Here is a 24524-nt window from a genome sequence, read left to right on the forward strand (position 1 = left end):
TTCACAGCGTCAACTTATGTGAACGGGGTCGCATCGCGTTGGTACTGTCTGGGGGTGCACCCCACGGACATCCGCCACCTGCTCTCCGTCTCCACGCCCGCCCTCGCCCCCGACGCGACCTTCGCGGTCGTCGCCGTCTCCCATCCGGACGAGGGCGCCGACCGCAGCGTCGGCCAGCTCTGGCGCGTCGAGCTCGACGGCGCCCGGCGCCGGCACGGAGCACCGCGGCAGGAGAGCAGCGCGCGCCGGCGCCTGACCCGCGGGCTCTCCGACTCCGCACCGCACCTCTCCCCCGACGGCTCCGTCCTGGCCTTCCTGCGGCCCGACGCGCGCGGTCGCGCGCAGATCCATCTCCTGGACCCCCGCGGCGGCGAGCCGAGGCAGGTCACGGACGCCCCGCTGGGCGTCGGCCAGTTCGTCTTCTCGCCCGACGGCTCCCGCCTCGCGTTCCTCGCGCGGGTCCCGGAGCCCGGCCGCTACGGCACCGTCGACGGGATCGGCCCCGATGCGGAGCCCGCACGCCGCGTGGACAGCGTGCGCTGGCACGCCAACGGCGTGGGCTGGAGCATCGACCGACCCCGCCAGGTGCACGTCCTCGAGCTGCCGTCCCTGGACGACGAGCCCGAGTACCCGCAGGCGCCGCGGGTCGAGAGCGGCACCGACGAAGGTCACGACGGGGCTCTCGGGTCCGACGGGGACGCCCGCACGTCCCGCGCGGCCCGGCAGATCACCGAGGGGACGGACGACCACACCGCCCTCGCGTTCGCCGCCGACGGCACGCGCGTGCTCGCGGTGCGCGACCGCCTCGAGTCCGACGAGCGCGATCTGCGCTCGGTGCTCGTCGCGATCGACGCCGAGGCCCCGTCGGCCGCATCGATCCTGCTCGAGGAGGCCGACGGCCTCTCGATCGACCAGCTCGTCCCGCTCCCCGGCGGCGCCCTCGCCCTGCTCGCCTCCGAGCCGGTCGACGGCCGGGACGCGATCGCGCCGGACCGCGCGCTCTGGTTGCTGGATCCACCCACCGCCGCCGGATCCTCCCGCCCGCGCCGGATCACCGACCCCGACCAGCTCGAGCTGACGACGGCCGGACCGCTCGTCACGGCGGGCGATCGGGTGCTCGTCCACGAGCTGACGCGCGGGCGCATCCACCTGCACCTCGCCTCCCGCGACGGCTCCACGCAGGAGGTGCTCGGCGGGGACCTCGAGGCGCACGGCGCCGCGGCCGTCTCCCCGCTCGGCGAGGCCGGGGAGGTCGTGGTCCTCGCCGCCGTCTCGACCCCCTCCAGCGCGGGCGAGCTCGTGCAGGTGCGGGTCCCGGCGCCGGGCGAGTCCGACGGGGACGAGGCGCGGGCCCTGCCGTCAGCCCCGCGCGTGCTCACCGACCTCGGAGCCGACCTGCGCTCGACCGGACTCGTCGCCCCGCGCGAGCTCGAGGTGACGGGCCGCGACGGCTACCCGGTCCACGGCTGGCTCGCGGTGCCCGAGGGCGACGGCCCCTTCCCCGTGATCCTCATGATCCATGGCGGCCCCTTCGCCCACTACGGCGTCAGCGTGTTCGACGAGGTGCAGGTGCTCGCGGGCGCCGGGTTCGCCGTCGCCTACTGCAATCCGCGCGGCTCCGCCGGGTACGGGCGGGCGCACGGCCGCGCGATCAGGCACCGCATGGGCACCGACGACTTCGCCGACGTCATCGACTTCCTCGAGGGCGCGATCGCCGCCGACGCCGAGGACCGTCCGGGCCGGCTCGACGCCTCCCGCCTGGGCATCATGGGCGGCTCCTACGGCGGCTTCCTCACCGCGTGGACCATCGCCCACGACCATCGCTTCGCCGCGGCGATCGTCGAGCGCGGCTTCCTGGACCCGGCGAGCTTCCAGGGCACGAGCGACATCGGCTCCTACTTCGGCGACGAGTACGTGGGCACGACCCCGGAAGACATCGCCCGGCAGAGCCCTTTCGCGCACATCGGCGACGTGCGCACGCCCACCTTCGTCATCCACTCCGAGCAGGACCTGCGCTGCCCGCTCGAGCAGGGCACCCGCTACTTCTCGGCGCTGCGCCGCAACGGGGTGCCGTCCTCGATGCTGGTGTTCCCCGGGGAGGACCACGAGCTCACGCGCTCCGGCCGTCCCCGTCACCGCCTGCAGCGCTTCGCCGCGATCCAGGAGTGGTGGGAGCGGGCGCTCAGCGGCCGCTCGTGAGCGCCTCCCAGGCGAGCGTCGCGAGCAGCAGCGCCTGGTCCGCGAGCACCTCGTCGTCGAACATCGCGTACGCGGAGTGGTTCGAGGCCGGCGGGTGCTCGGGGTCCCAGTCGGCGGCCACGCCCACGAAGCCGTACGCGCCGGGCACCGCCTCGAGCACGCGCGAGAAGTCCTCGGATCCCGTGCGGGGGCGCTCGAGCTGCTCGACGCGGTCCGCGCCGAACAGGTCGCGCGCCACGCGCGCGAACTCCTCGGCGGCGGCGTCATCGTTCACCGTCGCCGGCAGGACCTCGCGGAACTCGACCTCCGCCTCCAGACCGTGGGCGGCGGCCACGTGCCGCACCAGCTCGGGCAGCTCGCGCGCGGCGCGTCGGACGGCCTCGGCGCTGAACGTGCGCACGCCGGCGCGCAGCCGCGCCTGATCCGGGATCACGTTCGGGGCGGATCCGGCGTGGAGCTCGCCGACGGTGACCACGACCGGGTCGAAGACGCTGAAGCGGCGGGTGACCTCGGTCTGCAGGGCGAGCACGATCTCCGCGGCGGCGGGCACGGGGTCGCGGGCCTCCTGCGGACGCGAGCCGTGGCCCCCGGTGCCCAGCACCGTCACCTCCAGGATCGAGTAGGCCGCCATCAGCGTGCCTCCGCGCACGCCGATCCTCCCGGTCGGCGAGTCGGCGTGGACATGGATGCCGAAGGCGCTGGTGGGCCGCTCGCCGGCGACGTCCAGGAGTCCCTCGGCGAGCATGCGGCCGGCCCCGTCGTACCCCTCCTCGCCCGGCTGGAACATGAGGATCACGGTGCCGGGCAGCTCGTCGATCCGCGCGGCGAGGAGCCGGGCGGCGCCGACGAGCCCGGCCACGTGCAGGTCGTGCCCGCACGCGTGCATCGCCCCGTTGGTCGAGGCGAACGGGAGGCCCGTCGCCTCCGTGATGGGGAGTGCGTCCATGTCGCCGCGCAGCAGGGTCACCGGTCCCGGTCTGCCGCCGCGCAGCACGCCCACGACCGACGTCAGGTCGCGGCCCCGGATGATCTCGAGCCGGCTGCCGTCGAGCCCGAGGCCCTCGAGCTCGCGCAGGACCCTCTCCTGGGTCCACGGCAGCTGCAGCCCGACCTCGGGATGGGCGTGCAGATCCCGGCGCAGCGCCTGGAGATCGGCGAGGAAGCCGTCGGGGAGGGAGAAGGGTGCGGGCATGTGGTCTCCTCGGTCTGCGGGGCTGAGGGCCGACGGATCGGCGGGCTCGGCCGTCGTGGGATCGGGTCCAGTCTGCCCGGATCGGTGCGCCTGCGCGTCACGGGTGCCACACTGGTGGCGCGCAGGAGGTGATCGCCTTCTCTTTCCACGCCTGGGGTGGAGACCGCGACGGAGGAAAGGACTAGCATCGATCCGGCCCTCGATACCGTCGTGGAGGACAGCCTCCGGGGACGCGGTCGATGCTCACGCCCCCTCGGGATGTCCGCCCGCCGTGATCCTCGCGCCCGCCAACCCCCAGGCGTGCCCGCCGCCGACACGTCTCCATCCCGTCCATCGAGGAGAAAGATGTTCGAGTTCCCCTTCGGCAGTCGCCGGACCGTTCCTGCCAAGGACGGCGCGAGCTGGCCTCACGTCATCATCATCGGCGGTGGCTTCGCCGGCGCCAACGCCGTGCTGGGCCTGCGCGACACCCGTGTGCGCGTCACCCTCATCGACCGCAACGTCTACAAGACGTTCCAGCCGCTGCTGTACCAGGTCGCGACCGCGGGCCTGAACCCGGGCGACGTCACCATGTTCCTGCGCGGCCTCTCGCTGAACGTGCCGAACATGCGCTACCGCCAGGGCGAGGTCGTGGGCGTGGACCCGGAGCAGAAGGTGGTCCGCCTCGAGAACGGCACGAACAGCCCCGACGAGCTCTCCTACGACTACCTGGTCCTCGCCAACGGGGCGACGACCACGTACTTCGGCACCCCGGGCGCCGAGGAGCACGCGATGCCGATGTACACGCGCTCGCAGGCGATCGCCATCCGCGACCGCGTCTTCTCCGAGCTCGAGCGCACCAGCCGCATCGAGGACACCGACAGGGTGCACGTCTCGATCGTCGGCGGCGGGCCGACGGGCGTCGAGATCGCCGGCGCCCTCGCGGACTTCCGCATGCAGGAGCTGGACATCCTCTACCCGGAGATGGACCCGGGCACCCTCCAGATCACGCTCCTGCAGCGCGGCGGCGAGCTCATCAAGGAGTTCCGCGAGGAGTTCCGCGAGTACGCGGCCGAGGAGCTCGAGGCCCGCGGCGTCGAGCTGCGCCTGGGCCACGGCGTGAAGTCCGTGGGCTACGACTTCGTCGAGCTCGACGACGGCTCGATCCTCGAGTCCGACATCACCGTGTGGGCCGCGGGCGTCGCGATCGCGGAGACCGTCAAGGACTGGGGTCTGCCCCAGGACTCGCGCGGACGCCTCGACGTCGACGAGAACCTGCAGGTCAAGGGCTTCCCGGGCGTGTACGCGGCCGGTGACATCGCCGGCGGCGAGAATGCCCTCCCCCAGCTCGCGCAGCCCGCCATCCAGTCCGGCCGCGCCGTCGCCCGCATGATCGACGCCGACGTCCGCGCCCAGGGCAAGGGCAAGAAGCCCTTCCACTACGTGGACCTGGGCACCATGGCCACGATCGGGCGCCGCGCCGCCATCACCGAGCTTCCCGACCTGCCGATCGCGGGCTCGATCGGCCTCTCCGGCACGGTGGGCTGGTTCGCCTGGCTGGGCGTGCACGTCACGAAGCTGCTGGGGCACCGCAACCAGCGCGCGGTCTCGATGAACCTGCTGAGCCTGTACGCCGGCACCCGCGCCACCCACCAGCCGAACCCCGTGGTCGGCGAGGTCGACTCGATCGCCGCCGCCACGACCTTCCGCGAAGAGGCCCAGCACCGCCTGTTCGGTCCGGACAAGCAGCACAGCTGAGCCCGGGGCGGGGGCGGCGCGGCGGCGCCGGCCGGTCCGCCCCGGCCGGTCTGCCTCGCTCGGCCCCGGTCCCGTCCGGCCACGTCGCGGCTCCGGCGGCGGTCGGGCCCGCCGACGCGTGCGCTGCCGTGCCCCGGTTCTCAGACCACGCCGTGGACTGGGTGCACTGACCGGAGACGTTGGTCGAGCGGTCGTGACAGCACGCAGTCGGGCCTCTCGGTGCCGAGGCCGGCGGCCGCCAGCTCGACCATGTCGCATCATGGGCGCGTGAGCGCACCCAGACTCAGCACCAGCCGACTGTCCCTCCGACGATTCCAGCCCAGCGATCGCCAGTTCGTGCTGGAACTCCACCAAGGTCCCGATCTCCGCAGGTTCATCGAGTCCGCAGTCCTCGACACCCTCGAAGATGCGGACGAGTGGATCTCCCGGTCGATCGGTCAGCGCAACCCGTGGCACGGGTTCTGGTGCGCCACCCTCCACGACACAACCCCCGTCGCCGCGCTCCTCCTGGAACCAGTCATCTACTCGGCTGGCCAGACCGGCGACGAGGTCGAGATCGGTTGGCGCACGCACCCGCACCACACAGGCCATGGTTACGCCACCGAAGCGGGCCAAGCACTCCTCACCGCCGTGCTGGGCGAGGGACACGAACGGATCATCGCCGTCGTCGCCCCGGAAAACCTCGCCTCACAGGCTGTCTGCCGACGACTCGGCATGACCTACCTCGGTCGCAGCGACCGCTATTACGACGTCGACTTGGACACTTTCGAGAGGGCGCACTGACCTGCCGCTGACCGCTCGTTCAACGTCTCCGGTCAGTACAACCAGGTGTCCCGCCGTTCAGCTGTCCCGCCGTTACGAGTTGCGGTGGGAAACAGACGGTATCGCCGAGCTCGGCTGTCCGTACATAATCCACCGCAACTCGTAGCCTCCGGAACATGTCCCGTCATCAGCGCGTGCGGCCCGGCGGCGGTCATTCGGACCGCGTCCGCCGCCGCCCGAATAGTCGGCGGAGCACGGGGTGCCGTCCGACGTCGAGGACTCGGCCCTCGTTCCCAGGCCCGGTGGCCCCGCGCCGTCCCACGTCGTCACGCGCAGTCCCGCGTCGTCACGCGCAGCGCCAGGCAGGCGCAGTGGATCGGGTCAGTCGACCCCGGCGATGCGGAAGCCGACGCCTCCGGCGCGGGACGCGGACCTGCCGATCGGACGGCCCGAGCTCTCCGCCTCCTCCTGCAGACGCCGGGTGACGTTGGCGGTCGCGACGGCGGCCTCGGCGGCCTCCGCCCCCTTGTCCTCGATGGAGCCCGCGAGACCGGCACGGTCGAGGGCCTGCTGCTCGGTGTCGCAGGTCAGCAGGCCGAATCCGATGGGGATGCCCGTGCGAAGGGTGACGTCGGTGAGCCCCTGGGTCGCGGCTTGGCACACGTACTCGAAGTGCGGGGTGCCGCCCCGGATCACGGTGCCGAGCGCGATGACCGCATCGGCCGAGGCCGCGGCGTGGAGGGCGGCGACCGGCAGCTCGAACGAGCCCGGGACGCGGACCAGGTCCACGGAGCTGACCTTCGCCTCCTCCAGGGCGCGCGCGGCGCCGTCGATCAGTCCGTTCATGATCTGCTCGTGCCAGCTCGCGGCGACGATCACGACCCTCAGGTCGCTGCCGTCCGTGTTCAGCTGGGGCGCTCCTGCTCCGCTCATGACTGGGGTGTCCTTCCTGTGGTGGTGAGAGGTGTGCTGGCCTGGGTTGCGGTGGCCTGGGTTGCGGTGGCCTGTGTTGTCGTGGCCGGGGTCGTGGTGGTGTCGAGGGGGATGAGGTGCCCCATCGCCTCGGCCTTGGTGCGCAGGTAGCGGGCGTTGTGCGGGGTGCGGCCGACGAGCAGCCGGGTCGTGCGGGCCACGTCGATCCCGTGCCGCGCGAGCTCCTGCGCCTTCTGCGGATTGTTGGTCAGCAGGTCGACGTGCTCGATGCCCAGATCGCGGAGGATCGCGGCGGCCGCTCCGTACTCCCGCAGGTCGCCCTCGAATCCGCGCTCCAGATTGGCGGTGAGGGTGTCGAACCCGTGGTCCTGCAGGTCGTACGCGGCGATCTTCTCGAGCAGGCCGATGCCGCGGCCCTCGTGCCCGCGCAGGTAGATGACGGTGCCGCCGCGCTCGGCGACCTGGCGCAGCGACTCCTCGAGCTGCGGCCCGCACTCGCACCGCAGGGAGCCGAACGCCTCCCCCGTCAGGCACTCGGAGTGCACGCGGACCAGTGCCGGGGCCAACGCGGATGCCAGAGCCGCCTCGGCCAGGTGTTCGGGCGGGTCCGCCACCAGGGCGACGTGGTCGGCGCCCGTGCGCAGGTCGCGGAAGCCGTGGATACGGAACGCGCCGTGCCGGGTCGGCAGGTCGGCACTGCCCGTGTGCTCGACACGAGCCGGCGCTGATGCCTGAGGGGCGGGTCCGACGCTGCGCGACTCGTCCTGCCCCGCATCCTGCCCCGCACGCCCGCGGTCACGCGCGCGCCCCGCGAGCCCGTCGACGAGGTCCGCGATCGTGAGCAGCACGAGTCCCTCGTCGGCGGCGAGGACGCTCGCCTCCTCGAGCCGCATGACCTCGCCGTCGTCCCTGACCAGCTCCCCGATCGCGCCGACGGGCGGGAGGCCCGCGGCACGGCACAGATCGACCGCGGCCTCGGTGTGCCCGGGCCGCTCGCCGACGCCGCCGGGCACGGCGCGCAGCGGGATCACGTGGCCGGGGCGGATGAGGTCCGCGGGCACGGCCCGGGGGTCGGCAAGGGCGCGCAGGGTGGTGGCGCGGTCGCTCGCGGAGATCCCGGTGGTGACACCGCGCGCGGCGTCGACGCTCACGGTGTACGCGGTGCGCAGGGAGTCCTCGGTGCGGGGCACCATGAGCGGCAGCTCGAGGTGATCCGCGATCTCGGCGGGCATCGGCGCGCACAGGTAGCCGGACGTCCGCCGCACCATCCAGCCCACCCAGCGCGGGGTCGCGAGCTGGGCGGAGATGATCGCGTCGACCTCGTTCTCACGGTCCTCCGAGTCCGCGACGAGCACGGGCCGACCCGCGCGCAGCTCCACGAGCGCCGCGTCGATCCGGGCCTCGCGCGTCCCGGGGAACAGGGCACCGGCCGTCGTCGTGTCCGTCGTCGGCGTCGAACCGCTCATCGCCGCGCCGCCTCGGCCTCAGGCACCTCGGGCACGTCGGGGGCCTCTGCAACGTCGGGCACGTCGGGAACGGCCTGATCAGGCGCGTCGGCCCCGACCGCGCCGGTCTGCTGCAGACGCGCGACGTATCGGGCGAGCACGTCGACCTCGATGTTCACCAGGCCCCCCTCGACGAGGCCGCCCAGGGTGGTGGCCTCGAGCGTCGCGGGGATGAGGGAGACGCCGAAGCTGTCCTCGCCCGCGGAGGTGACCGTGAGGGAGACGCCGGAGACGGTGATCGCGCCCTTCTCGGCGATCAGCGGTGCGAGCGCGGGATCGATGGCGAAGACGAGGTCGACCCAGCGTCCGCCGTCGCGGCGGCTGCGCAGGGTAGCGACGCCGTCGACGTGCCCCTGGACGATGTGGCCGCCGAGACGGGCGTCGGCCCGCAGCGCGCGTTCGAGGTTCACGCGCGCGCCGGGGGCGACGTCGCGCAGGGCGGTGCGGCGCAGGGTCTCGGGGACCGCGTCGACCGCGAAGCCGCCGTCGCCGGTGAGGTCGACGACGGTGAGGCACACGCCGTCGACCGCGATCGAGTCGCCGAGGCGGGCGTCGGACGCTGCGAGCGGGCCGCGCAGCTGCAGGCGGGCCTCGCCGCCGGGCAGCGGGGTGAGGGTCTCGAGGGTGCCGATCTCCTCGACGATGCCGGTGAACATGGGGTCTCCTTCCGGGAGGGGACGGTGGGCGGTCCGGTGGTGGTGGGTCCGGTGGTGGTGGGTCCGGTGGTGGGTGGGCGAGCGGACGACGGGGCGGGGATCAGGTCCCCGAGGCGTGCACGGGCGCGGCGCGACGGGCGATGAGGAGCACGTCCTCGCCCAGGCGCTGCACGTCCTCGGTGTGCCAGCGCGGGGCATCGGCGAGGGTCGGGATGCCGAGGTCGGAGATCGCCGATCGGCCGCTCTCCCCGAGGTGCAGGGGCGCGAGGTAGGAATGGACCTGGTCGATCAGGCCGGCGCGGAGGAAGGCGGTGGCGAGCCCCGGCCCTCCTTCGATCACGGCGTGGCCGACGCCGCGGGCGGCGAGCGCGGCGAGGACCTCCCGCGGGTCGTGCGTGCGCAGGTGCAGGAATCGTCCGTCGCTGCCGCGCACCGCAGCGTCCTCGGGGACGTCGCGGCGTCCGACGACGACGCGCAGCGGCTGGCTCGGCGCGGCGGGAGCGGGGTGCGCGGGAGTTCCCGGCCGGGCGGTGAGCGACGGGTCGTCGGCGAGCACGGTGCCGGTGCCGACGATGATCGCGTCGGTCCGGGCGCGCACCGTGTGGGCGTGGGCGCGGGAGGCCTCGCCGGTGATCCACCGGCTGGTGCCGTCGGCCGCGGCGACCTTGCCGTCCAGGCTCGTCGCCGTCTTCAGCACGAGATGCACGGTGGTCGGCTCGGGACTCGGTCCCTGCTCGGAGTCCGATGCCTGCTCCGGGGCTTTCGCCCGGTCCGGCTCCGACGCCCCGGCTGCGTCCCGAGCTGCCGGAGCGGCCTGATCGAGCCAGCCGGCCAGGAGCTGGCGCGACTGCTCTTCCCGCAGGCCGCCCACCACGTCGACGCCGGCCGCCGCGAGCTCGCGGGCGCCTCCGCCCGAGGCGGCGCCGGGGTCGGCCAGGGCGAAGACGACGCGGGCGATCCCGGCGTCGCGCAGCGCCCTCGTGCAGGGGCCGGTGCGGCCGGTGTGCGCGCAGGGTTCGAGGGTGACCACGGCGGTCGCGCCGCGGGTCTCGCCGCCTCGGGAGCGCGCGTCGGCGATGGCCGCGACCTCGGCGTGGGGCGTGCCGGCGCCGCGGTGCCAGCCCTCGCCGAGGGTCGTCCCGTCGGTCGCGAAGAGGACGCAGCCCACGCGGGGGTTCGCGTCCTCGGCGGGACCGCGGGCGGCGAGTATGAGTGCGCGGTCCATCGCGGCGCGCTCGTCGGGCGTCGCGGCTGCAGCGGATGGGGGCGTGTGGTGCCCGTGCACGGAAGCCTCCGGATCGGCGGTGGTCCGGGGCGATGGCACGGCGGCAGAAGCGTCACCGGGGCGGACGACGGCGAGCCGACGTCGCGCACAGCGACGCCACATCTCCTCCCATCCGGACTTTTACCGTCGGTCCTGGAGTTCCACCAGGTCAACCGGCTCCCGAGGGAGCCGGGTCGCGGACTGTCACCGCCGGTTCAGAGTTTCACTGACCCCGGAGAATGTGGTTCATTCGCGAGCGACACTAGCACCGCGATCCGGGTGCTCGGGAAGTCGATGTCGCGGTGTGAACACTGCGGCGCCCTCAGGCGACGCGGTCGGGGAACTCGACCCTCATGCCGTGCAGGCGGTATCCGGCGACGACGTCGTCCCAGGCGATCTCGGGGGCGCGTGCGAGGCGCGGAGCGGCAGCGAGCAGATGCTCCAGCAGCACCGCCGACTCGGTGATCGCGAGGTGCTCGCCGGGGCAGCGATGGGGCCCGGCGCCGAAGCTGAGACCGGCGGGCGAGACCCCGCGCGGCAGCGGGCGGTGGGGCCGGATCTCGAGCGGATCCTCCCCCATGACCTGCGCGTCCGCGTTGGCGTCCCGGACGTGGACGTCGATCAGGTCACCGGGCCGGACGTCGGCCGACGCGGGGCATCCGGACACGTCGAAGGTTTCCCGGGCACGGCGGTAGAGGTGCCCGACCACGGGCTCGAGCCGGATGATCTCCCGCAGGATCGCGGCCTTCTCCTCGCGGTCGCCGGCGAGGAACTCCGTGCGCAGCGCCTCGTCGTCCAGGAGGCGCCAGCACGCCATCACGAGGAACTCGCGGGTGGTGATCATCCCTGCGCTCGCGTAGGTGACGCATTCGACGAGGATGTCGGCGCCACGCGCGCCCTGGTCGAGAAGGTGGCTGATCACGTCGTCGGCGGGGTGTCGGCGTCGCCGGCGGATCGCCGGACGGACATCGCGCAGGTGGAAGGCGGCGAGCGGTCCGAGCCCGCGGACGGCGGCGAGCGCCCACTGCGGCAGGGAGCGGCCCCAGCGCGGGCGGGTGAGGTCGACGTCGGGCTGCCGCTGCAGGCGCACGAGCCGGCGCGACATCGCCTCCAGGGGCGAGGCGGTGAGGCCGACGATCTCGCGGCTCACCGCCACCGAGTAGAGCAGGGCGAGCTGACCGAGGTCGCAGCCGCCCTCGCGGACCGCCTCGCCGACGAGGCGGACGGCCTCGCGCTCCATGGTCTCCGCGCTGGAGCGTTCGATGCCCTGCGGGGAGAAGAAGCGGCCGACGGCGCGGCGCTGGGCGTCGTGGCCGGGTCCGTCGGACAGCAGGATCGGGTGGCGGCGCAGCCGGCCGCGCGGGATCGCCTCCGCGGTGAACCCTGCCTGCGTCGTGCCCTCGCGGCGCCGGAGCACCTCGCGCGCCGCCGCGTGGGAACGGATCCGCCAGACGCGCGGGACTCGGGAGCCGCCGGGCCGGTCAGCGCCCGGATCCGCACCGGGCACGCGCGAGCCCCTCAGCAGGGACCGCAGGCCGAGGGGGCCCGCGCCGGGGATGTCGCTGTGCAGCGGGCAGCCGCGCTCCTCGGGCCGATCCGAGCGTCGGGAGCCGGCAGGATCGGCGCCGGAGCCGGTGGGGTCGGCGCGGGCGCCACTGGGGTCCGCACGGGCGTCGTCGGAGTCGGTGGGGTCGCGGCTCACCGCAGCCTCCCGTCGAGCTCCTCGATCACGGCGCCGAGCACGCGGGCGGCGGGTGCGGGAACGACGTCCTGGGCCTCCGCCAGGACGGCGCGCGCCTGCGCCACCTCCCGTGCCACGAGCGCCTGCACATGCGCTTCGGCGCCGCAGTCCGCGAGCAGGGAGCGCACGTGCCGACCGTCGGGAGCGCACAGGTCCGCACGTCCCAGCGCCGCCTCGATGCGCGGCCAGTCCGAGGTGCCGCGGGCGAAGTCGGTGATCGCCGTCTGCTTGCCCTCGCGCAGGTCGGAGCTGGGGTCCTTGCCGTGCTCGGCGGCGGACCCGAACACGGAGAGGGCGTCGTCCTGATGCTGGAAGGCGATGCCCAGGTGCCGTCCGGCGCTCGTGAGCGCCTCGCGCGCGGGCTCGGGGGCGCCGGCCAGGACGCAGGCCGCGCGCAGGGGGAGCTCGAAGCTGTAGGTGGCCGTCTTGGTGCGGGTCATCTCCGCGATCACGTCCGTCTCGGGGGCGACGAAGCCGTCGCTGAGCGAGACGTCGAGGAACTCGCCGACGGCGGACTCGGCGACGGCATCGCCCAGGGCGTCCAGCAGCGCGAGACGCTCGGAGCGGGGGAGGTCGACGCGCGCGACCACCTGGTGGGCGAGGGCGAGCATCTGGTCGCCGACCAGGACAGCGGTGCTGCGGGCCCAGTGGCTGCGCCGGTCGCCCGTCCCGACCGAGCCCGAGTCCGAGTCCGGCCCCGCCGGGCCCGAGTCCGACCCCGAATCCGGGTCCGAGTCGGAGTCCGAGCCGGAGCCCTGGGCGATCAGGGCGCCGACGAGGTTGGCGCGGCCGCGCCGGGTGAGGTCGTTGTCGATGACGTCGTCGTGGAGGAGGAAGGCGAAGTGGAGCACCTCGAGCGCCGCGGCGAGACGCACCGCCCCGGCGCGCTCGGCGACGGGCCGGCCTGTGCGCGAGGGAAGGTCCGCGCTCAGGGCGTCGAAGGTCTCCAGCAGCAGACGCGGCCGCAGCAGCTTCCCTCCCTGGAGCTGCGCGGCGGCGAGCTCCCAGAGCTGCAGGACCTCCGCCCCGTGACGGCGTGCGCGCCGGGACCCTTCGTCCATCAGTCGTGCCGTCGCCCGGCGGACGTCCTCGCTCACGTCCATCACGAGATCGCCGGAGCGGGCGGGGAGGTCTCCGGCCAGGCGGAGATCCCCCGGGACGCGGACGTCGTGCGCCGCGGCGTCGACGTGGTCCTCGACGGCATCGATCTCCTCCATCGCCTCGCTGCTCATCTCCACCATCGTCCCCTTGTCTGCACGGTATCCGCACCGCGCGCACCCGCGGATCCGAGCGGCGCCGCGGAGTGCCTCAGCATGCCATCTTCCCCGGAAAGATTCCAGCCGTGGAAGCAGAATTCGCCGTCCGGCAGTAGGGTGGCCGCCATGACCGAGCCCGGCACGAGCGACACCGCCGCACCCGAGTCCCCCGCGAGCGCCCGCGGACGTCGGCCCTGGCGCGTCCACGACCTCGCCGCGAGCGATCCCGACGGGGAGCTCGCCGACCGCTCGGGACTCGACGAGTCCGCCGAGCACGAGATCGACGAGCTGATGGCGGCGCTCGTCGCCCTGCGCCGGGCCGAGGAGGAGCTCTCCACCGCATCGCGGGCCTTCATGGACCTCGGCGCGACGGACATGCGCGCGCTGCACTACCTCATCGCCGCAGCCCACACGGGTGAGCTGGCGACGCCGGGAGCCCTCGGCGAGCACCTGGGCATCTCCTCGGGCGCGACCACGAAGCTGCTGGACCGGCTCGCCCGGGGCGGGCACATCACGCGCGGGCACCACCCCGCGGACCGTCGGGCGGTGACGATCGCCGTCTCCCCCGCGACCCGCCGCGCGGCGATGGACTCGATGGGCCGCCAGCAGGCGGGGCGAGTGCGCGCCGCTGCGCGTCTGAGCTCGGAGGAGCGCGGGACCGTCACCCGCTTCCTGCTCGACATGGCCGGCGAGCTGTCCCCTGCAGGGCTGGACTGGGCGGAGGGCTCGACGAGGAGCGCTGGAGCACCGCATGCACGGTGAGTACCTGATCCTGCTGGGGCTGTGCCTGCTGGTGACGCTGCCGCTCGAGTTCGTCATCGGAGCGCGCGTGCACCGCAGCCCGCGCCGTCTGCTCGCGGCCCTGCTCCCCACCGCGATCATCTTCCTGGCCTGGGACTACGTGGGGATCCACAGGCATCACTGGTGGTACGACCCCGCGAAGATCTCCGGGATCACCCTGCCCGGCGGCATGCCGCTCGAGGAGCTGCTGTTCTTCCTGGTGATCCCGATCTGCGCGCTGCTCACGCTCGAGGCCGTGGAGATCCTCCTCGGCCGGATCCGCCGACGGACCCGCCGTCGGGCCCGCCCCGCCGACGAGGAGACGAGGAGCCGGAGTGCCTGAGTACACGATCCTCACCGTCATCGCGCTCCTCGCCGTCCCCGCGCTCGAGCTGCTGTGGCTGCGCACGGGCCTGTTCCGCCGCCCCGCCTACTGGATCTCGATGGCCATCGTGCTCGGCTTCCAGGTGCTGGTGGACGGCTGGCTGACGAAGCTCTCCGCCCCGATCGTCCTCTACGACGACGCGATGACCCTGGGCATCCGCTTCCCCTTCGACATCCCGATCGAGGACTTCGGCTTCGGCGCCGCGATGGTCACGCTCGCGATGCTGCTGTGGACGCGCGCGGGATCGACGGAGGCGGCCGACGAGCACCGCAGGGCGCAGCGATGAGCGCGCGTCCCGGTCGCGACCGCCGCGCCGTCCTGCATCGCGGGCCGGCGGGGCGCGAGGACGCACCGTCGACCGACGTCGTGGTGATCGGGGGCGGGATCGCGGGCATCTCGGCCGCCACCGTGCTCGCCGAGCGGGGCGTGCACGTGCACCTCCTCGAGGCGCGCGAGACCTGGGGCGGCAGGGCGCGCTCGTGGGACCTGGGCGACGGGCGCTCCATGAGCCGCGGCTTCCACGCCTTCTTCCGCCAGTACTACACGCTGCGCCGACTGCTCGCGCGCGCCGACCCGTCCCTGGCGGCCCTGCGGGACATCGGCGACTACCCCCTGCAGCTCGCGGACGGACCCCGCGACACCTTCCGCGGCATCCCCCGCACCCCGCCGTGGAGCGTCGCCGCGTTCGCCCTGCGCAGCGACAGCTTCCCGCTGCGCGAGCTCGCGCGGGTCGACGTGCGCCGCGCCCTGGACCTGCTGCGCGTCGACTTCCCCGGCACCTTCCGCGCGCTCGACGGGAGGAGCGCGCAGGACGTGCTCGACGGGCTTCGCTTCCCCCACGACGCCCGGCACCTCGCGCTCGAGGTCTTCGCCCGGTCCTTCTTCGCCGACCCGCGCGAGTTCTCCGGCGGGGAGCTCGTGGGCATGTTCCACGCCTACTTCATGGGGTCCGCGGAGGGCCTGATCTTCGACGTGCCCTCCGACGCCTACTCCCCCACGCTCTGGGATCCGCTCGTCGAGCGACTGCGCGGCCTGGGCGCGGACGCGCGCACGGGCGTCGTCGTGCACGGCATCGACAGCCTGCCGCGCCCTGCGTCCGACGGGCCTGGAGGAGCGCCGGGGCTCGTGGTGAGGACCGCCGAGGGCGACCTGCGCACCGACGCCGTGGTGATGGCGGCCGATCCGCTCTCCGCGCGCGGACTCCTGGGCTCCACCGCCGCCGCCGTGCCGGGGTGGGAGGGCTGGCTCGATCGGGTCTCGGCCCAGCGCAACGCGCCGCCCTTCGCGGTGCTGCGGCTCTGGCTCGATAGGCCGGCCGCACCGGATGCCCCCGCGTTCCTGGGCACCAGCGGCTTCGGTCCGCTCGACAACGTCTCGGTCGTGGATCGCTTCGAGAGGACGGCCCACGAGTGGGCGCGCCACCGGGGCGGGAGCGTGGTCGAGCTGCACGCCTACGCGCTCGACCCCGCCGCCGAGGAGGCCGCGCGGGACGGGCGGCTGCGCGACGAGCTGCTGCGGCAGATGCACCGCCTGCACCCCGAGCTCGCCGACGCGCGCATCCTCCACGAGCAGTGGCTGGTCGAGGACGACTGCCCGCTCGTGGGCACCGAGCCGTGGGACGAGCGGGCGGGCGTGGACACCCCAGATGCGCGCATCGTCGTCGCCGGGGACTGGCTGCGCACGCGGGAGCCGGTCGCCCTCATGGAGCGGGCCGCGCTCACGGGAGTGCAGGCGGCGAACAGCCTGCTCGCCCGCTGGGGCGTGCGCGGCGAGGACTGGTGGACGGTGCCGATGACAGGGGTGCTGCGCCGCGCCCGGTCGCGGCGCCGATAGGACCCCCGCGGACTACAGCGGCTCCGGCAGCGGCGTGCTGCTCGTGTCCCCGCGCAGGCGCTTGAGCACGTTCTCGGCGCTGATCAGGCACATCGGCACTCCGACACCCGGCACGGTGGTGCCCCCGGCGTACAGGAGCCCCTCGACCTTCCTGCTGCGGTTGCTGCCGCGCAGGAACGCGGACTGCCGCAGCGTGTGGGCGGGCCCGAGGGCGTTGCCGCGCCAGGAGTGGAAGGCGTCGGTGAAGTCGCCGGGGCCGACGGTGCGGCGCAGCTCGATGCGGTCGGCGAGGTCCGGCACGTGCGCCCTGTCGGCGATCTGCGCGATGGCGCGGTCAACAGCCTGCTCGACCTCCGCGTCGCCCGCGCCGTCCACGCCGCCGCGGCCGATGCCCCGGCCGTCGGCCGTCTCCGGGGCGACGGGGATGAGCACGAAGAGGTTCTCCCTGCCCTCGGGCGCGACGGTCGGGTCCGTGCGCGAGGGCGCGCAGACGTAGATGCTCGCCGGATCCGGTGCGCGGCTGGCGCCACGCGCGTCCACCGGCGTGATCTGCGCGAAGTTCCGGTCCCAGTCGTCGGTGAAGAACAGGGAGTGGTGCAGCAGCTCGGGCACCCGTCCGCGCACGCCGAGCATCGCGAGCACCGCCCCGGGCCCGGAGGTGCGCCTCGTCCACGCGGATTCCGGGTAGGTCTGCAGCTCCCGGGGCAGCAGCGCGGTCTCCGTGTGGTGGAGGTCGGCCGCGGAGACGACGACGTCCGCATCGATCGTCTCGGTCGACGCCCCCGCCTCGCGGGTCTCATCAGCGGCGAGGGCCGCGTCCGCGGCGCGCACCTCGACGCCCGTCACTCGCGCGCGGCGCGCACCGACGCCCCGCCCGCTCGGCGTGGTGCGGATCGCGGTGACCTCGGCGCCGGTGCGGATCTCGGCGCCCGCATCCTCGGCGAGCGCGCGCAGCACCTCGACGAAGCGGGTGAACCCGCCGCGCGGGTAGCGCACGCCGTCCTCGAGGTCCATGGCGCTCATCAGGTGGTAGAGGCTCGGCGCGGTCCGCGGGGTGGCGCCGAGGAAGACCGCCGGGTAGCCGAGCACCTGGCGCAGCCGGGTGTCGCGCACCGTGCGCGCGGCGAGGTCGTGGAGGGACTCGCCCAGCAGACGGGCGAGGGCCGGCGAGCGCGGGGCGAGCTCCCGGAGCGTGCGCGCGGGCACCTTCGAGAACGTGGTGTAGAGGAAGTGGGCGGTGGCCATGCGGTAGGCCGCGCCCGCCGAGTCGAGGTGGCGGCGCAGCGCATCGCCCGCCCCTCTCTCCTCGGCCTCGAAGGCGGCGGCCGAGCGCTCCCGGTCGCCGAACAGGTCCAGCGGCCGCGCGTACTCCTCGCCGAAGACGCGGTAGGCGGGGTCCAGGTCGACCAGGTCCAGATGGTCCTCGAGGCGGGTGCCCAGCAGCGCGAAGAAGTGCTCGAAGCATTCATGCATGAGCCACCAGGAGGGGCCCGTGTCGAAGGTGAAGCCGCCCTCGCGCCAGGTCCCCGCGCGGCCGCCGACCTCCTGCCCGCGCTCGAGCACCGTGACCCGGTGCCCTTCGGTCGCGAGCAGCGCGGCCGTGGCGAGCCCCGCGATGCCGCCGCCGATGATCACGACGCGCCGGGCGTCGGCGCGCGGGGCGGGGGCCGAGGCCTGCTCCGACGCCGGGGCCGGGGCGGTCCTCGGACCCGCGGCCCCGCCTGGGGCCGACCCGGGGCCCGCAGCCGGGCCCGCGGGGGCCCGGCGCCCGGGGAGGGCGGCGCGCGCGGCGATGAGCGCCTTCTGCGCGGTGGGGACCCGCACCCGCCGGCCGCGCAGGACCTCGGCGGGCGTGCGCCGCAGCCGCGCCGAGAGCGCGGCGAACAGGTCGTGGGCGGACTGCACGGCCGCCCTGCTCGAGACGGGCAGGTGGGCGATCGCACCCTGGGCGCGCGCGAGGTCCTGGTCGATGTCGTCGAGCAGGGCGAGCTTCTGGCGCTCGGTGGGCCCGTGCAGGTCGATGCCGGGGAAGTAGGCGCGTCCGCGCCCGTCGGCGTCGTCGCCCAGGTCACGCAGGAAGTTCACCTTCTGGAACGCGGCGCCCAGGCTGCGCGCGCCCTCGACGAGGGAAGGGCTGGGCTCCACGGGGCGGTCGGCCCCGTCGGTCGCGAAGACGCGCAGGCACATCAGCCCGACCACCTCGGCGGAGCCGTCGACGTAGCGGGCGAAGCTCGCGTCGGTATGGGAGGTCACCTCGAGATCGGCCCGCATGGAGGCGAAGAAGGGACGGGTGAGGTCGGTGCCGATCCCGCAGGCGCGGGAGGTCGTCGCGAAGGCGTGGATCACGAGATCGGTGCTGAAGCCCGCGGACATGGCGGCCTCGGTGCGCTCCTCGTAGTCGTCCAGGGCCGCCGCGATCAGGCGCGCGCCGGCACCGCTGCCGGCCGCGGCGCCGTCGACGATCTCGTCGGCGATCCGCACGAGGGCATAGATGCTGCGCACACGGGTGCGCACGGGCTCGCGCAGCAGGCGCGTGGCCAGTCCGAAGCTCGAGGAGTAGCGGCCGATGACGCGCTCGGCGGCGGCCTCGGCGGTGCGGCGGAAGTCGTCGGCCGCCTTCTGCTGGAGGCTGTGCTTCATCAGCGCCCCCGCCCTTCATCGCCCGCGCGGGCGATCAGCTGTTGTCCACGTCGTGGTTCATGCGCCGCAGGAAGTCGATGACCACGGCCCGCTCGTGCGGGCTCAGGGAGGAGGCCACCTCGTGCATGCGCGCGTGGGTGTCCTCCAGTGTGCGCCGCACCTGCTGCTCCCCGCGAGGCGTGGGGGCGACGGCGGTCGAGCGGCGGTCGTCGGGATGCGGTGTCCGCTCGGCGAAGCCGTGGCGCACCAGCCGGTCCACGAGAGCGCTCGCCGAGGCCTCGCGCACCTCGAGCCTGGCCGCGAGGTCCCTCTGCCGCAGCACCGTCCCGGCGCTGCGGGCGGCGAGCAGATGGCGCATGGCCAGCAGGTCCTTCTCGCCCATCCGCATGTGCTCGCGGATCCGCGACCGCATGCGGTGGCCGGACTCCTGGTAGACGCGCAGCTCCTCGAGCAGCTCGGTCGCCGTGGGCGAGGCCTCGTGGGAGGGCGGGTACCAGAAGCCGTCGGCCGATGCGGAGTCCACGACCGGCCACCTCCTGACTCTCGCCGATGTCGCTGAGCACATTGTGCCCGACCGCGCGGGGTCGAATGGACACGCTCGACCTCTTTCCGTAGCCTGCCTAAGTATTCGCCACTCTAACGGAGGTCTTGTGGACACGCACATCGAGAACCCCTTCCATGCCGACCTCCGGCCGGACACGGAGGCCTCGCCCCGGGGACGCCGCGCCGTTCCTCAGCCGTACGACGCGGTGCTGCTGGCGTCCTTCGGCGGTCCCGAGGGACAGGACGACGTGATGCCGTTCCTGCGCAACGTCACCCGCGGCCGCGGCATCCCCGACGAGCGGCTCGCGGAGGTCGGCGAGCACTACCGGGCGCTCGGCGGGCGCTCCCCCATCAACGAGCAGAACCGTCGCCTGCTCGCGGCGCTGCGGACGGAGCTCGGCGAGCGGGGCATCACGGTGCCCGTGCACTGGGGCAACCGGAACTGGACCCCGACCATGCGCGAGGCCGTCGAGCGGCTGCGCGAGGAGGGGCATCGTCGCGTACTGGCGATCGCGACCAGCGCCTACTCGTCCTACTCCTCGTGCCGGCAGTACCGCGAGGACGTGGCCGGCGCTCTCGTCGAGACCGGCATGCTGGGCCGGATGCGGATCGACAAGGTGCGGCCGTACTTCGATCACCCGGGGTTCCTCGACCCCTTCGTCGAGCACCTGGCGGAGGCCCTGGCGACCCTGGAGCGCCGGGGCACGCCGCGTGAGCGCGTGCAGGTGCTGTTCACGACGCACTCGATCCCGCTCGCCATGGCCACGGCCTCCGGACCCGCCGAGGAGGGGCACGGGACGCCCGGCGGCTGGTACGTCGCCCAGCACGAGGCCGCCTGCCGGTACGTCATGGAGAGGGCCGAGGGGGACACCCCGGCCTCCCCCGCCCCGACCTCCCCCGTCCCGTGGCGGCTCGTCTTCCAGTCGCGCTCCGGCCCGCCGCAGGTGCCGTGGCTCGAGCCCGACGTCAACGACGCGATCCGGGAGATCGCCCGCGCGGGTGCCGCGGACGCGGTGGTGCTGGTGCCCATCGGCTTCGTCAGCGACCACGTCGAGGTGATCTGGGACCTCGACACCGAGGCCGCGCAGACCGCACAGGAGGAGGGGCTCGCGTGCCTCCGCCTGCCGACGCCCGGCACCGACGCGCGCTTCGTCGCCGCCCTCGCCGACCTCGTCGAGGAGCGGATGCGCGAGGACGCGCCGCGCCGCTGCGCGACGGACTTCGGGGGTACGGCCGACGTGTGCGGGACCGCCTGCTGCCTGTCCGGGAGCGCCAGGGCCAGCGCGCGCCCGACCACCTCGGCCCTGGACTCCGCGGCGGATGCGCGCGCGGCGCTCGGGCAGGAGGGCGTCGCCCGGGCGCTCGAGGGAAGTGGGGCGCAGGCATGAGCGACGCCGGACGGACCCGGCGCGTCCTCGTCACGGGCGCCACCGGCTACGTGGGCAGTCGGCTCGTGCCCTGCCTGCTCGAGGAGCGGCTGACGGTGCGCGTGGCCGGCCGCAGCGCCGAGCGGCTGCGTGCGCGTCCGTGGTCGGGCGAGGTCGAGATCGCGGTGACGGATCTCGACGACCGCGCGGCCGTGCGCCGCGCCCTCGCGGATGTCGACGCGGTCGTGTTCCTCGTGCACGCGATGGGCGGGGGCCGCGGCTACCAGGAGCGCGAGGCGCGGATGGCGCGGATCATGGCCGAGGAGGCGCAGCGCGCCGGCGTCGGCCGGATCGTCTATCTCTCCGGGCTGCATCCGCGCTCCCAGGAGCTCAGCGAGCACATGGCCTCGCGGGAGCGGGTCGCGCGGATCCTGCGCGAGGGCGAGGTCCCCACGCTCGTGCTGGAGGCGGCGACCGTGATCGGCGCGGGATCGGCGAGCTTCGAGATCATCCGGCACCTGGCCGAGCGGCTGCCGGTGATGCCCGCCCCGAGCTGGGTGCACAACCGCATCGAACCGGTCGCGATCACCGACGTGCTGCACCACCTGACCCGCGCCGTCGTCGTCCCCGAGCCCGTCTCGGGAACGTTCGGGCTGGGCAGCGGCGAGCGCGAGCTGCGCTTCGCCGACCTGCTCGAGGAGTACGCGCAGGAGGCCGGTCTGCCGCGTCGCCGCGTGTTCGCGCTGCCGCTGCCGGCGCCGCTGCTGTCGGGACTGTGGATCGGGCTGGTCACCCCGGTGCCGCTCGCGATCGCGGTGCCGCTCGCGCAGTCGATGCGCCACGAGGCGATCACGCACCATCCCCTCGCCGAGGAGGTCCTGGGGTCCCCGCCCGGCGGGCCCCTCCCCTACCGCCGGGCGGTGCGCGCCGCCCTGGAGGCGCAGAAGTCGGGCGATCTCGCCTCGAGCTGGGACGACGACGCGGCGGCCGCGCGCGGGCCCGAGGCGCCGCTGCCGGAGGACCCCGACTGGGCGGGGCACACGGTGTTCACCGACGTGCGCGAGCGACGGGCCGAGGGCGTCGACCCGGCCGCGATATGGCAGGTCATCGAGGGGATCGGCGGCGCGTCCGGCTGGTACTCCACTCCCCTGCTGTGGTCGCTGCGCGGGCTGGCGGACAGGCTCGTCGGCGGCCCCGGACTGCGCCGCGGCCGACGGGACCCGTGGCACCTGCGCGCGGGCGACGCGGTGGACTGGTGGCGCGTGGAGAAGGTCGAGCCGGGACGGCTGCTCACCCTGCGCGCGGAGATGCGGATGACCGGGCGGGCCTGGCTGCAGCTGGGCGTCGAGGGGACCGACGGGGGCGAGGGGCCCGACGAGAGCGACGGGGCCGTGTACCGGCAGCGGGCGGTCTACTTCCCCGACGGGCTGCTGGGACGGCTGTACTGGTGGGGCATCTCGCCGTTCCACGCGCTGGTGTTCCCCTCGATGGCGCGCAACATCATCGCGGCCGCGAGACGGCAGCAGGGTCTGGGCCAGGACCGTCGGGGAGCGGAGGGATCGGGGCCGACGCGCGGCCGCTCCGCTCTCAGGACCCGAGCAGCCCGATCGCGAGATAGCCGGCGCAGAGGGCGCCGATGACGAGCACGGCCGCGGTGCCGGCGAGCATCGGCAGGCCTCCGCGGACCAGGATGCCCTGGCCGCGCAGGCTGTGGTGGGCGCGGCGGTAGCCGGTCGCGGCGAGCGCATACGCGAGGACGGCGAGGGCCGCACCGATCACGCCGGCGACGACCGCGAGGATCCCCATCGCCCCGACGGTGAAGCGCATGCCCACGAGGCTCGCGACCCCGAAGGCGAGGCAGGTGCGGCGCCAGGCGAGCAGCGTCCGCTCGGGCTGCAGCCCCTTGTCGAAGACGGCGTCGGGCTCGACGGGCGGGGGCCCTGCCGGCCCGCCCGACCCGCCGGACGCGCCGGACGCGCCGGACCCCTCGGGCCCATCGGACGGATCTCGACTCACGCGTACAGCCCGATCGTGACCAGGGCGGCCGCGACGACGACGCCGATCACCAGGATCCCGCCGACGGCGAGGCCCGGCAGCGGGGTGCCGGCGCGCAGCGACTTCTCGGTCGCCTTCCATCCCAGCCAGGCCTGGACGGCGGCGAGGGTGCCGAGCGCGAGGAACACGATCGAGGCGGCGGCGCGCCAGCCCACGGCCTCGGGCAGGGCGAGCGCCTCGAGGGCGAAGGCTCCGGCGTACATCGCGAGCGCCGTGCGCAGCCAGGCCAGGAAGGTGCGCTCGTTGGCGAGGCTGAAGCGGGGATCGGGCTCGTCCCCGTCGCGGTAGACGGAGGCGGGGAAGCGGCGCGGGGCGGTCATGCGGTGGCCTTTCCGGGGGCGGTGTCGGTCGGGGCGGCGGAGGCAGGGGCGGCGAGGGCGACGGTCCGGAAGCCGGCGTTGCCCATCGACGAGTCGGGGGTGTTCTGGGAGCGGGCGGAGTTGCGGTAGCGGTTGCAGTAGGAGATGTGGCAGAGGTAGCTGCCGCCGCGCAGGAGCCGTGCCTGCCCCTCCTCGGGTCCGGTGGGGTCGTGGACGGCGCCGTCGGCGTCCCTCTCCACGCCGGGCCGACGGTACGTCGCGGGGTGGAAGAAGTCCTCGCACCACTCCCACACGTTGCCGACGCTCTGGAAGAGCCCGTATCCGTTGGGGGCGAAGGCGCGTACCGGGGCGGTGGTGAGGAAGCCGTCCTCGCGCGTGTTCGCGCGCGGGAAGTCGCCCTGCCAGATGTTCGCGCGCCAGCCGCCGCGGTCGGCGTCGCCGCCGGTGTCCGGCTCCTCGTCGCCCCACGGGTACTTGGCGCCCTCGAGGCCGCCGCGGGAGGCGTACTCCCATTCGGCCTCGGTGGGCAGACGTCGGCCCGCCCACGCGCAGTACGCCTTGGCGTCGTTCCAGCTCACGTGCACCACGGGGTGGTCGCCGAGACCGTCGATGCTCGAGCGCCTGCCGCCCGGATGCCGCCAGTCGGCACCCTGGACGCCGGCCCACCAGGGCGTCCCGGAGGCGGGACCCATGATGTCGGCGTCGTCGGCCGCGATCGCGAGGTGGAAGACCGCGGAGTAGCCGAAGGTCTCGGCTTCGGTCCGGTGGCCGGTCGCCTCGACGAAGCGAGCGAAGTCGGCGTTGGTGACGGTCGTGGCATCGATGTCGAAGGCGCTGATCGAGACGGGGTGGCGCGGCACTTCGCCGTCGGCCCGGTTCCTGTCGCCGGAGGAGTCGCCCATGGTGAAGGTGCCGGCGGGGATCCGGGCCTGAGGGATGCCGTGGCGGGAGGCTGGATTCTGGGCGACGTCGGTCGCGCCCGAGAAGCGGGGCACCGAGGGCGCGGGCTCCGGCGGCGCGCTCGCGAGCTCGAGGCTCTCGCGCTCCGGCATGCCGCAGCCGCATCCGCATCCCGTGTGCTCGCTCATCGAGCTCCTCTCCTCCGTGGCTCGCGCCGTCTCCATCCGTCCCCGATCTTCTCAGGTCCGGCGAGGTCCGAGAGGAACCGGCCCACGACTCGTGTGCGCACGCGGACCGCGGCCTCGTGCAGAACCCGTTGTGCGCCATGTCACGTGCCGTCGCGCTGCGAGCCCACCCTCGCGGCTGGCCTGCTCTTTTCCAGGTCTCGGCGTTCACGGGAAGCCGTCCCGCCGCGCTTTCGCGGCCACCGGGGCGAGACCTCAAACCTTTGAGGAT

General features: G+C 74.2%; 21 protein-coding genes and 1 riboswitch. Of the genes, 9 read left to right on the forward strand and 12 right to left on the reverse strand.

What is annotated here, in order from left to right; all coding sequences use genetic code 11:
- Positions 1-54: 54 nt before the first annotated feature.
- Positions 55-2199 carry a S9 family peptidase gene (locus M4486_RS11220; RefSeq protein ID WP_249477250.1) on the forward strand — a complete coding sequence of 715 codons (2145 nt, stop codon included), beginning with the start codon at positions 55-57 and terminating at the stop codon, positions 2197-2199.
- Here M4486_RS11220 and M4486_RS11225 read toward each other — a convergent pair.
- On the reverse strand, positions 2183-3391 hold the full coding sequence (locus M4486_RS11225) for a M20 metallopeptidase family protein (RefSeq protein WP_249477251.1): 1209 nt from the start codon (positions 3389-3391) through the stop codon (positions 2183-2185). The genes M4486_RS11220 and M4486_RS11225 overlap by 17 nt on opposite strands.
- 345 nt (positions 3392-3736) lie before the next feature.
- On the opposite strand from M4486_RS11225, the gene M4486_RS11230 reads away from it, so the two are divergent.
- Positions 3737-5128, forward strand: a complete 1392-nt coding sequence (locus M4486_RS11230; protein ID WP_239204674.1) for an NAD(P)/FAD-dependent oxidoreductase — start codon at positions 3737-3739, stop codon at positions 5126-5128.
- A gap of 267 nt (positions 5129-5395) precedes the next feature.
- A complete protein-coding gene (locus tag M4486_RS11235; RefSeq protein WP_249477252.1) occupies positions 5396-5911 on the forward strand; it encodes a GNAT family N-acetyltransferase in 516 nt (171 codons plus the stop codon).
- 360 nt (positions 5912-6271) lie between these two features.
- Here M4486_RS11235 and ribH read toward each other — a convergent pair whose 3' ends face one another.
- From ribH to M4486_RS11265, 6 genes are all read right to left on the reverse strand, one after another.
- Positions 6272-6823 (reverse strand): 6,7-dimethyl-8-ribityllumazine synthase, encoded by a 552-nt coding sequence (gene ribH, locus M4486_RS11240; RefSeq protein ID WP_249477253.1) that lies wholly within the window; start codon positions 6821-6823, stop codon positions 6272-6274.
- On the reverse strand, positions 6820-8289 hold the full coding sequence (ribB, locus tag M4486_RS11245; protein WP_249477254.1) for a 3,4-dihydroxy-2-butanone-4-phosphate synthase: 1470 nt from the start codon (positions 8287-8289) through the stop codon (positions 6820-6822). The genes ribH and ribB overlap by 4 nt, the downstream gene beginning before the upstream one ends.
- Positions 8286-8984, reverse strand: a complete 699-nt coding sequence (locus tag M4486_RS11250; protein WP_249477255.1) for a riboflavin synthase — start codon at positions 8982-8984, stop codon at positions 8286-8288. Before M4486_RS11250 ends, ribB begins: the two co-directional genes overlap by 4 nt.
- A 100-nt stretch (positions 8985-9084) precedes the next feature.
- Positions 9085-10209, reverse strand: coding sequence for a dihydrofolate reductase family protein (locus M4486_RS11255; RefSeq protein ID WP_249477256.1), 1125 nt, complete (start codon positions 10207-10209; stop codon positions 9085-9087).
- 156 nt (positions 10210-10365) lie between these two features.
- Positions 10366-10493, reverse strand: a riboswitch (FMN riboswitch).
- 77 nt (positions 10494-10570) lie between these two features.
- A complete protein-coding gene (locus tag M4486_RS11260; protein WP_249477257.1) occupies positions 10571-11950 on the reverse strand; it encodes a cytochrome P450 in 1380 nt (459 codons plus the stop codon).
- Positions 11947-13221, reverse strand: a complete 1275-nt coding sequence (locus M4486_RS11265; RefSeq protein ID WP_249477258.1) for a polyprenyl synthetase family protein — start codon at positions 13219-13221, stop codon at positions 11947-11949. The genes M4486_RS11260 and M4486_RS11265 overlap by 4 nt, the downstream gene beginning before the upstream one ends.
- Before the next feature lie 150 nt (positions 13222-13371).
- Here M4486_RS11265 and M4486_RS11270 point away from each other — a divergent pair, with 150 nt between their 5' ends.
- From M4486_RS11270 to M4486_RS11285, 4 genes are read left to right on the forward strand one after another with little or no spacing between them, the layout of a single operon-like run.
- Positions 13372-14007 (forward strand): MarR family winged helix-turn-helix transcriptional regulator, encoded by a 636-nt coding sequence (locus M4486_RS11270; protein ID WP_249477259.1) that lies wholly within the window; start codon positions 13372-13374, stop codon positions 14005-14007.
- Positions 13997-14368 (forward strand): lycopene cyclase domain-containing protein, encoded by a 372-nt coding sequence (locus M4486_RS11275; RefSeq protein ID WP_249477260.1) that lies wholly within the window; start codon positions 13997-13999, stop codon positions 14366-14368. The genes M4486_RS11270 and M4486_RS11275 overlap by 11 nt, the downstream gene beginning before the upstream one ends.
- The gene (locus M4486_RS11280) at positions 14361-14696 is read left to right on the forward strand and encodes a lycopene cyclase domain-containing protein (protein WP_249477261.1); all 336 of its coding nucleotides are present in this window, start codon (positions 14361-14363) and stop codon (positions 14694-14696) included. The genes M4486_RS11275 and M4486_RS11280 overlap by 8 nt, the downstream gene beginning before the upstream one ends.
- Entirely contained in the window at positions 14693-16243 is a 1551-nt protein-coding gene (locus tag M4486_RS11285) for an FAD-dependent oxidoreductase (RefSeq protein WP_249477262.1), read from the forward strand. The genes M4486_RS11280 and M4486_RS11285 overlap by 4 nt, the downstream gene beginning before the upstream one ends.
- Before the next feature lie 12 nt (positions 16244-16255).
- Here the strand turns inward: M4486_RS11285 and crtI are convergent, their stop codons facing one another.
- Positions 16256-18883 carry a phytoene desaturase family protein gene (crtI, locus tag M4486_RS11290; protein WP_249477263.1) on the reverse strand — a complete coding sequence of 876 codons (2628 nt, stop codon included), beginning with the start codon at positions 18881-18883 and terminating at the stop codon, positions 16256-16258.
- A gap of 34 nt (positions 18884-18917) precedes the next feature.
- Positions 18918-19406, reverse strand: a complete 489-nt coding sequence (locus M4486_RS11295; protein WP_249477264.1) for a MarR family winged helix-turn-helix transcriptional regulator — start codon at positions 19404-19406, stop codon at positions 18918-18920.
- Between the two features lie 127 nt (positions 19407-19533).
- Between M4486_RS11295 and M4486_RS11300 the strand changes: the two genes are divergently transcribed.
- On the forward strand, positions 19534-20814 hold the full coding sequence (locus M4486_RS11300) for a ferrochelatase (RefSeq protein ID WP_429798296.1): 1281 nt from the start codon (positions 19534-19536) through the stop codon (positions 20812-20814).
- On the forward strand, positions 20811-22433 hold the full coding sequence (locus M4486_RS11305; RefSeq protein WP_249477265.1) for an SDR family oxidoreductase: 1623 nt from the start codon (positions 20811-20813) through the stop codon (positions 22431-22433). Before M4486_RS11300 ends, M4486_RS11305 begins: the two co-directional genes overlap by 4 nt.
- On the opposite strand, the gene M4486_RS11310 is transcribed toward M4486_RS11305, so the two are convergent.
- From M4486_RS11310 to M4486_RS11320, 3 genes are read right to left on the reverse strand one after another with little or no spacing between them, the layout of a single operon-like run.
- A complete protein-coding gene (locus M4486_RS11310; RefSeq protein ID WP_249477266.1) occupies positions 22381-22809 on the reverse strand; it encodes a DUF202 domain-containing protein in 429 nt (142 codons plus the stop codon). The two genes, M4486_RS11305 and M4486_RS11310, sit on opposite strands and share 53 nt — an antisense overlap.
- Complete coding sequence (locus M4486_RS11315) at positions 22806-23168, reverse strand: YidH family protein (protein ID WP_249477267.1); 363 nt, start codon at positions 23166-23168, stop codon at positions 22806-22808. Before M4486_RS11315 ends, M4486_RS11310 begins: the two co-directional genes overlap by 4 nt.
- On the reverse strand, positions 23165-24256 hold the full coding sequence (locus tag M4486_RS11320) for a formylglycine-generating enzyme family protein (protein WP_249477268.1): 1092 nt from the start codon (positions 24254-24256) through the stop codon (positions 23165-23167). Before M4486_RS11320 ends, M4486_RS11315 begins: the two co-directional genes overlap by 4 nt.
- Between the last annotated feature and the right edge of the window lie 268 nt (positions 24257-24524).

This window comes from Brachybacterium kimchii (assembly GCF_023373525.1).
GTDB lineage: Bacteria > Actinomycetota > Actinomycetes > Actinomycetales > Dermabacteraceae > Brachybacterium > Brachybacterium kimchii.

Bases quoted from the DNA above. Each gene is read 5' to 3' on its own strand.
- M4486_RS11315 (WP_249477267.1), bottom strand. From the start codon at position 23,168: ATGACCGCCCCGCGCCGCTTCCCCGCCTCCGTCTACCGCGACGGGGAC.
- M4486_RS11270 (WP_249477259.1), top strand. From the start codon at position 13,372: ATGACCGAGCCCGGCACGAGCGACACCGCCGCACCCGAGTCCCCCGCG.
- M4486_RS11230 (WP_239204674.1), top strand. From the start codon at position 3,737: ATGTTCGAGTTCCCCTTCGGCAGTCGCCGGACCGTTCCTGCCAAGGAC.
- M4486_RS11275 (WP_249477260.1), top strand. From the start codon at position 13,997: ATGCACGGTGAGTACCTGATCCTGCTGGGGCTGTGCCTGCTGGTGACG.
- M4486_RS11255 (WP_249477256.1), bottom strand. From the start codon at position 10,209: ATGGACCGCGCACTCATACTCGCCGCCCGCGGTCCCGCCGAGGACGCG.
- crtI (WP_249477263.1), bottom strand. From the start codon at position 18,883: ATGAAGCACAGCCTCCAGCAGAAGGCGGCCGACGACTTCCGCCGCACC.
- ribH (WP_249477253.1), bottom strand. From the start codon at position 6,823: ATGAGCGGAGCAGGAGCGCCCCAGCTGAACACGGACGGCAGCGACCTG.
- M4486_RS11285 (WP_249477262.1), top strand. From the start codon at position 14,693: ATGAGCGCGCGTCCCGGTCGCGACCGCCGCGCCGTCCTGCATCGCGGG.
- M4486_RS11320 (WP_249477268.1), bottom strand. From the start codon at position 24,256: ATGAGCGAGCACACGGGATGCGGATGCGGCTGCGGCATGCCGGAGCGC.
- M4486_RS11225 (WP_249477251.1), bottom strand. From the start codon at position 3,391: ATGCCCGCACCCTTCTCCCTCCCCGACGGCTTCCTCGCCGATCTCCAG.
- M4486_RS11305 (WP_249477265.1), top strand. From the start codon at position 20,811: ATGAGCGACGCCGGACGGACCCGGCGCGTCCTCGTCACGGGCGCCACC.
- M4486_RS11265 (WP_249477258.1), bottom strand. From the start codon at position 13,221: ATGAGCAGCGAGGCGATGGAGGAGATCGATGCCGTCGAGGACCACGTC.
- M4486_RS11250 (WP_249477255.1), bottom strand. From the start codon at position 8,984: ATGTTCACCGGCATCGTCGAGGAGATCGGCACCCTCGAGACCCTCACC.
- ribB (WP_249477254.1), bottom strand. From the start codon at position 8,289: ATGAGCGGTTCGACGCCGACGACGGACACGACGACGGCCGGTGCCCTG.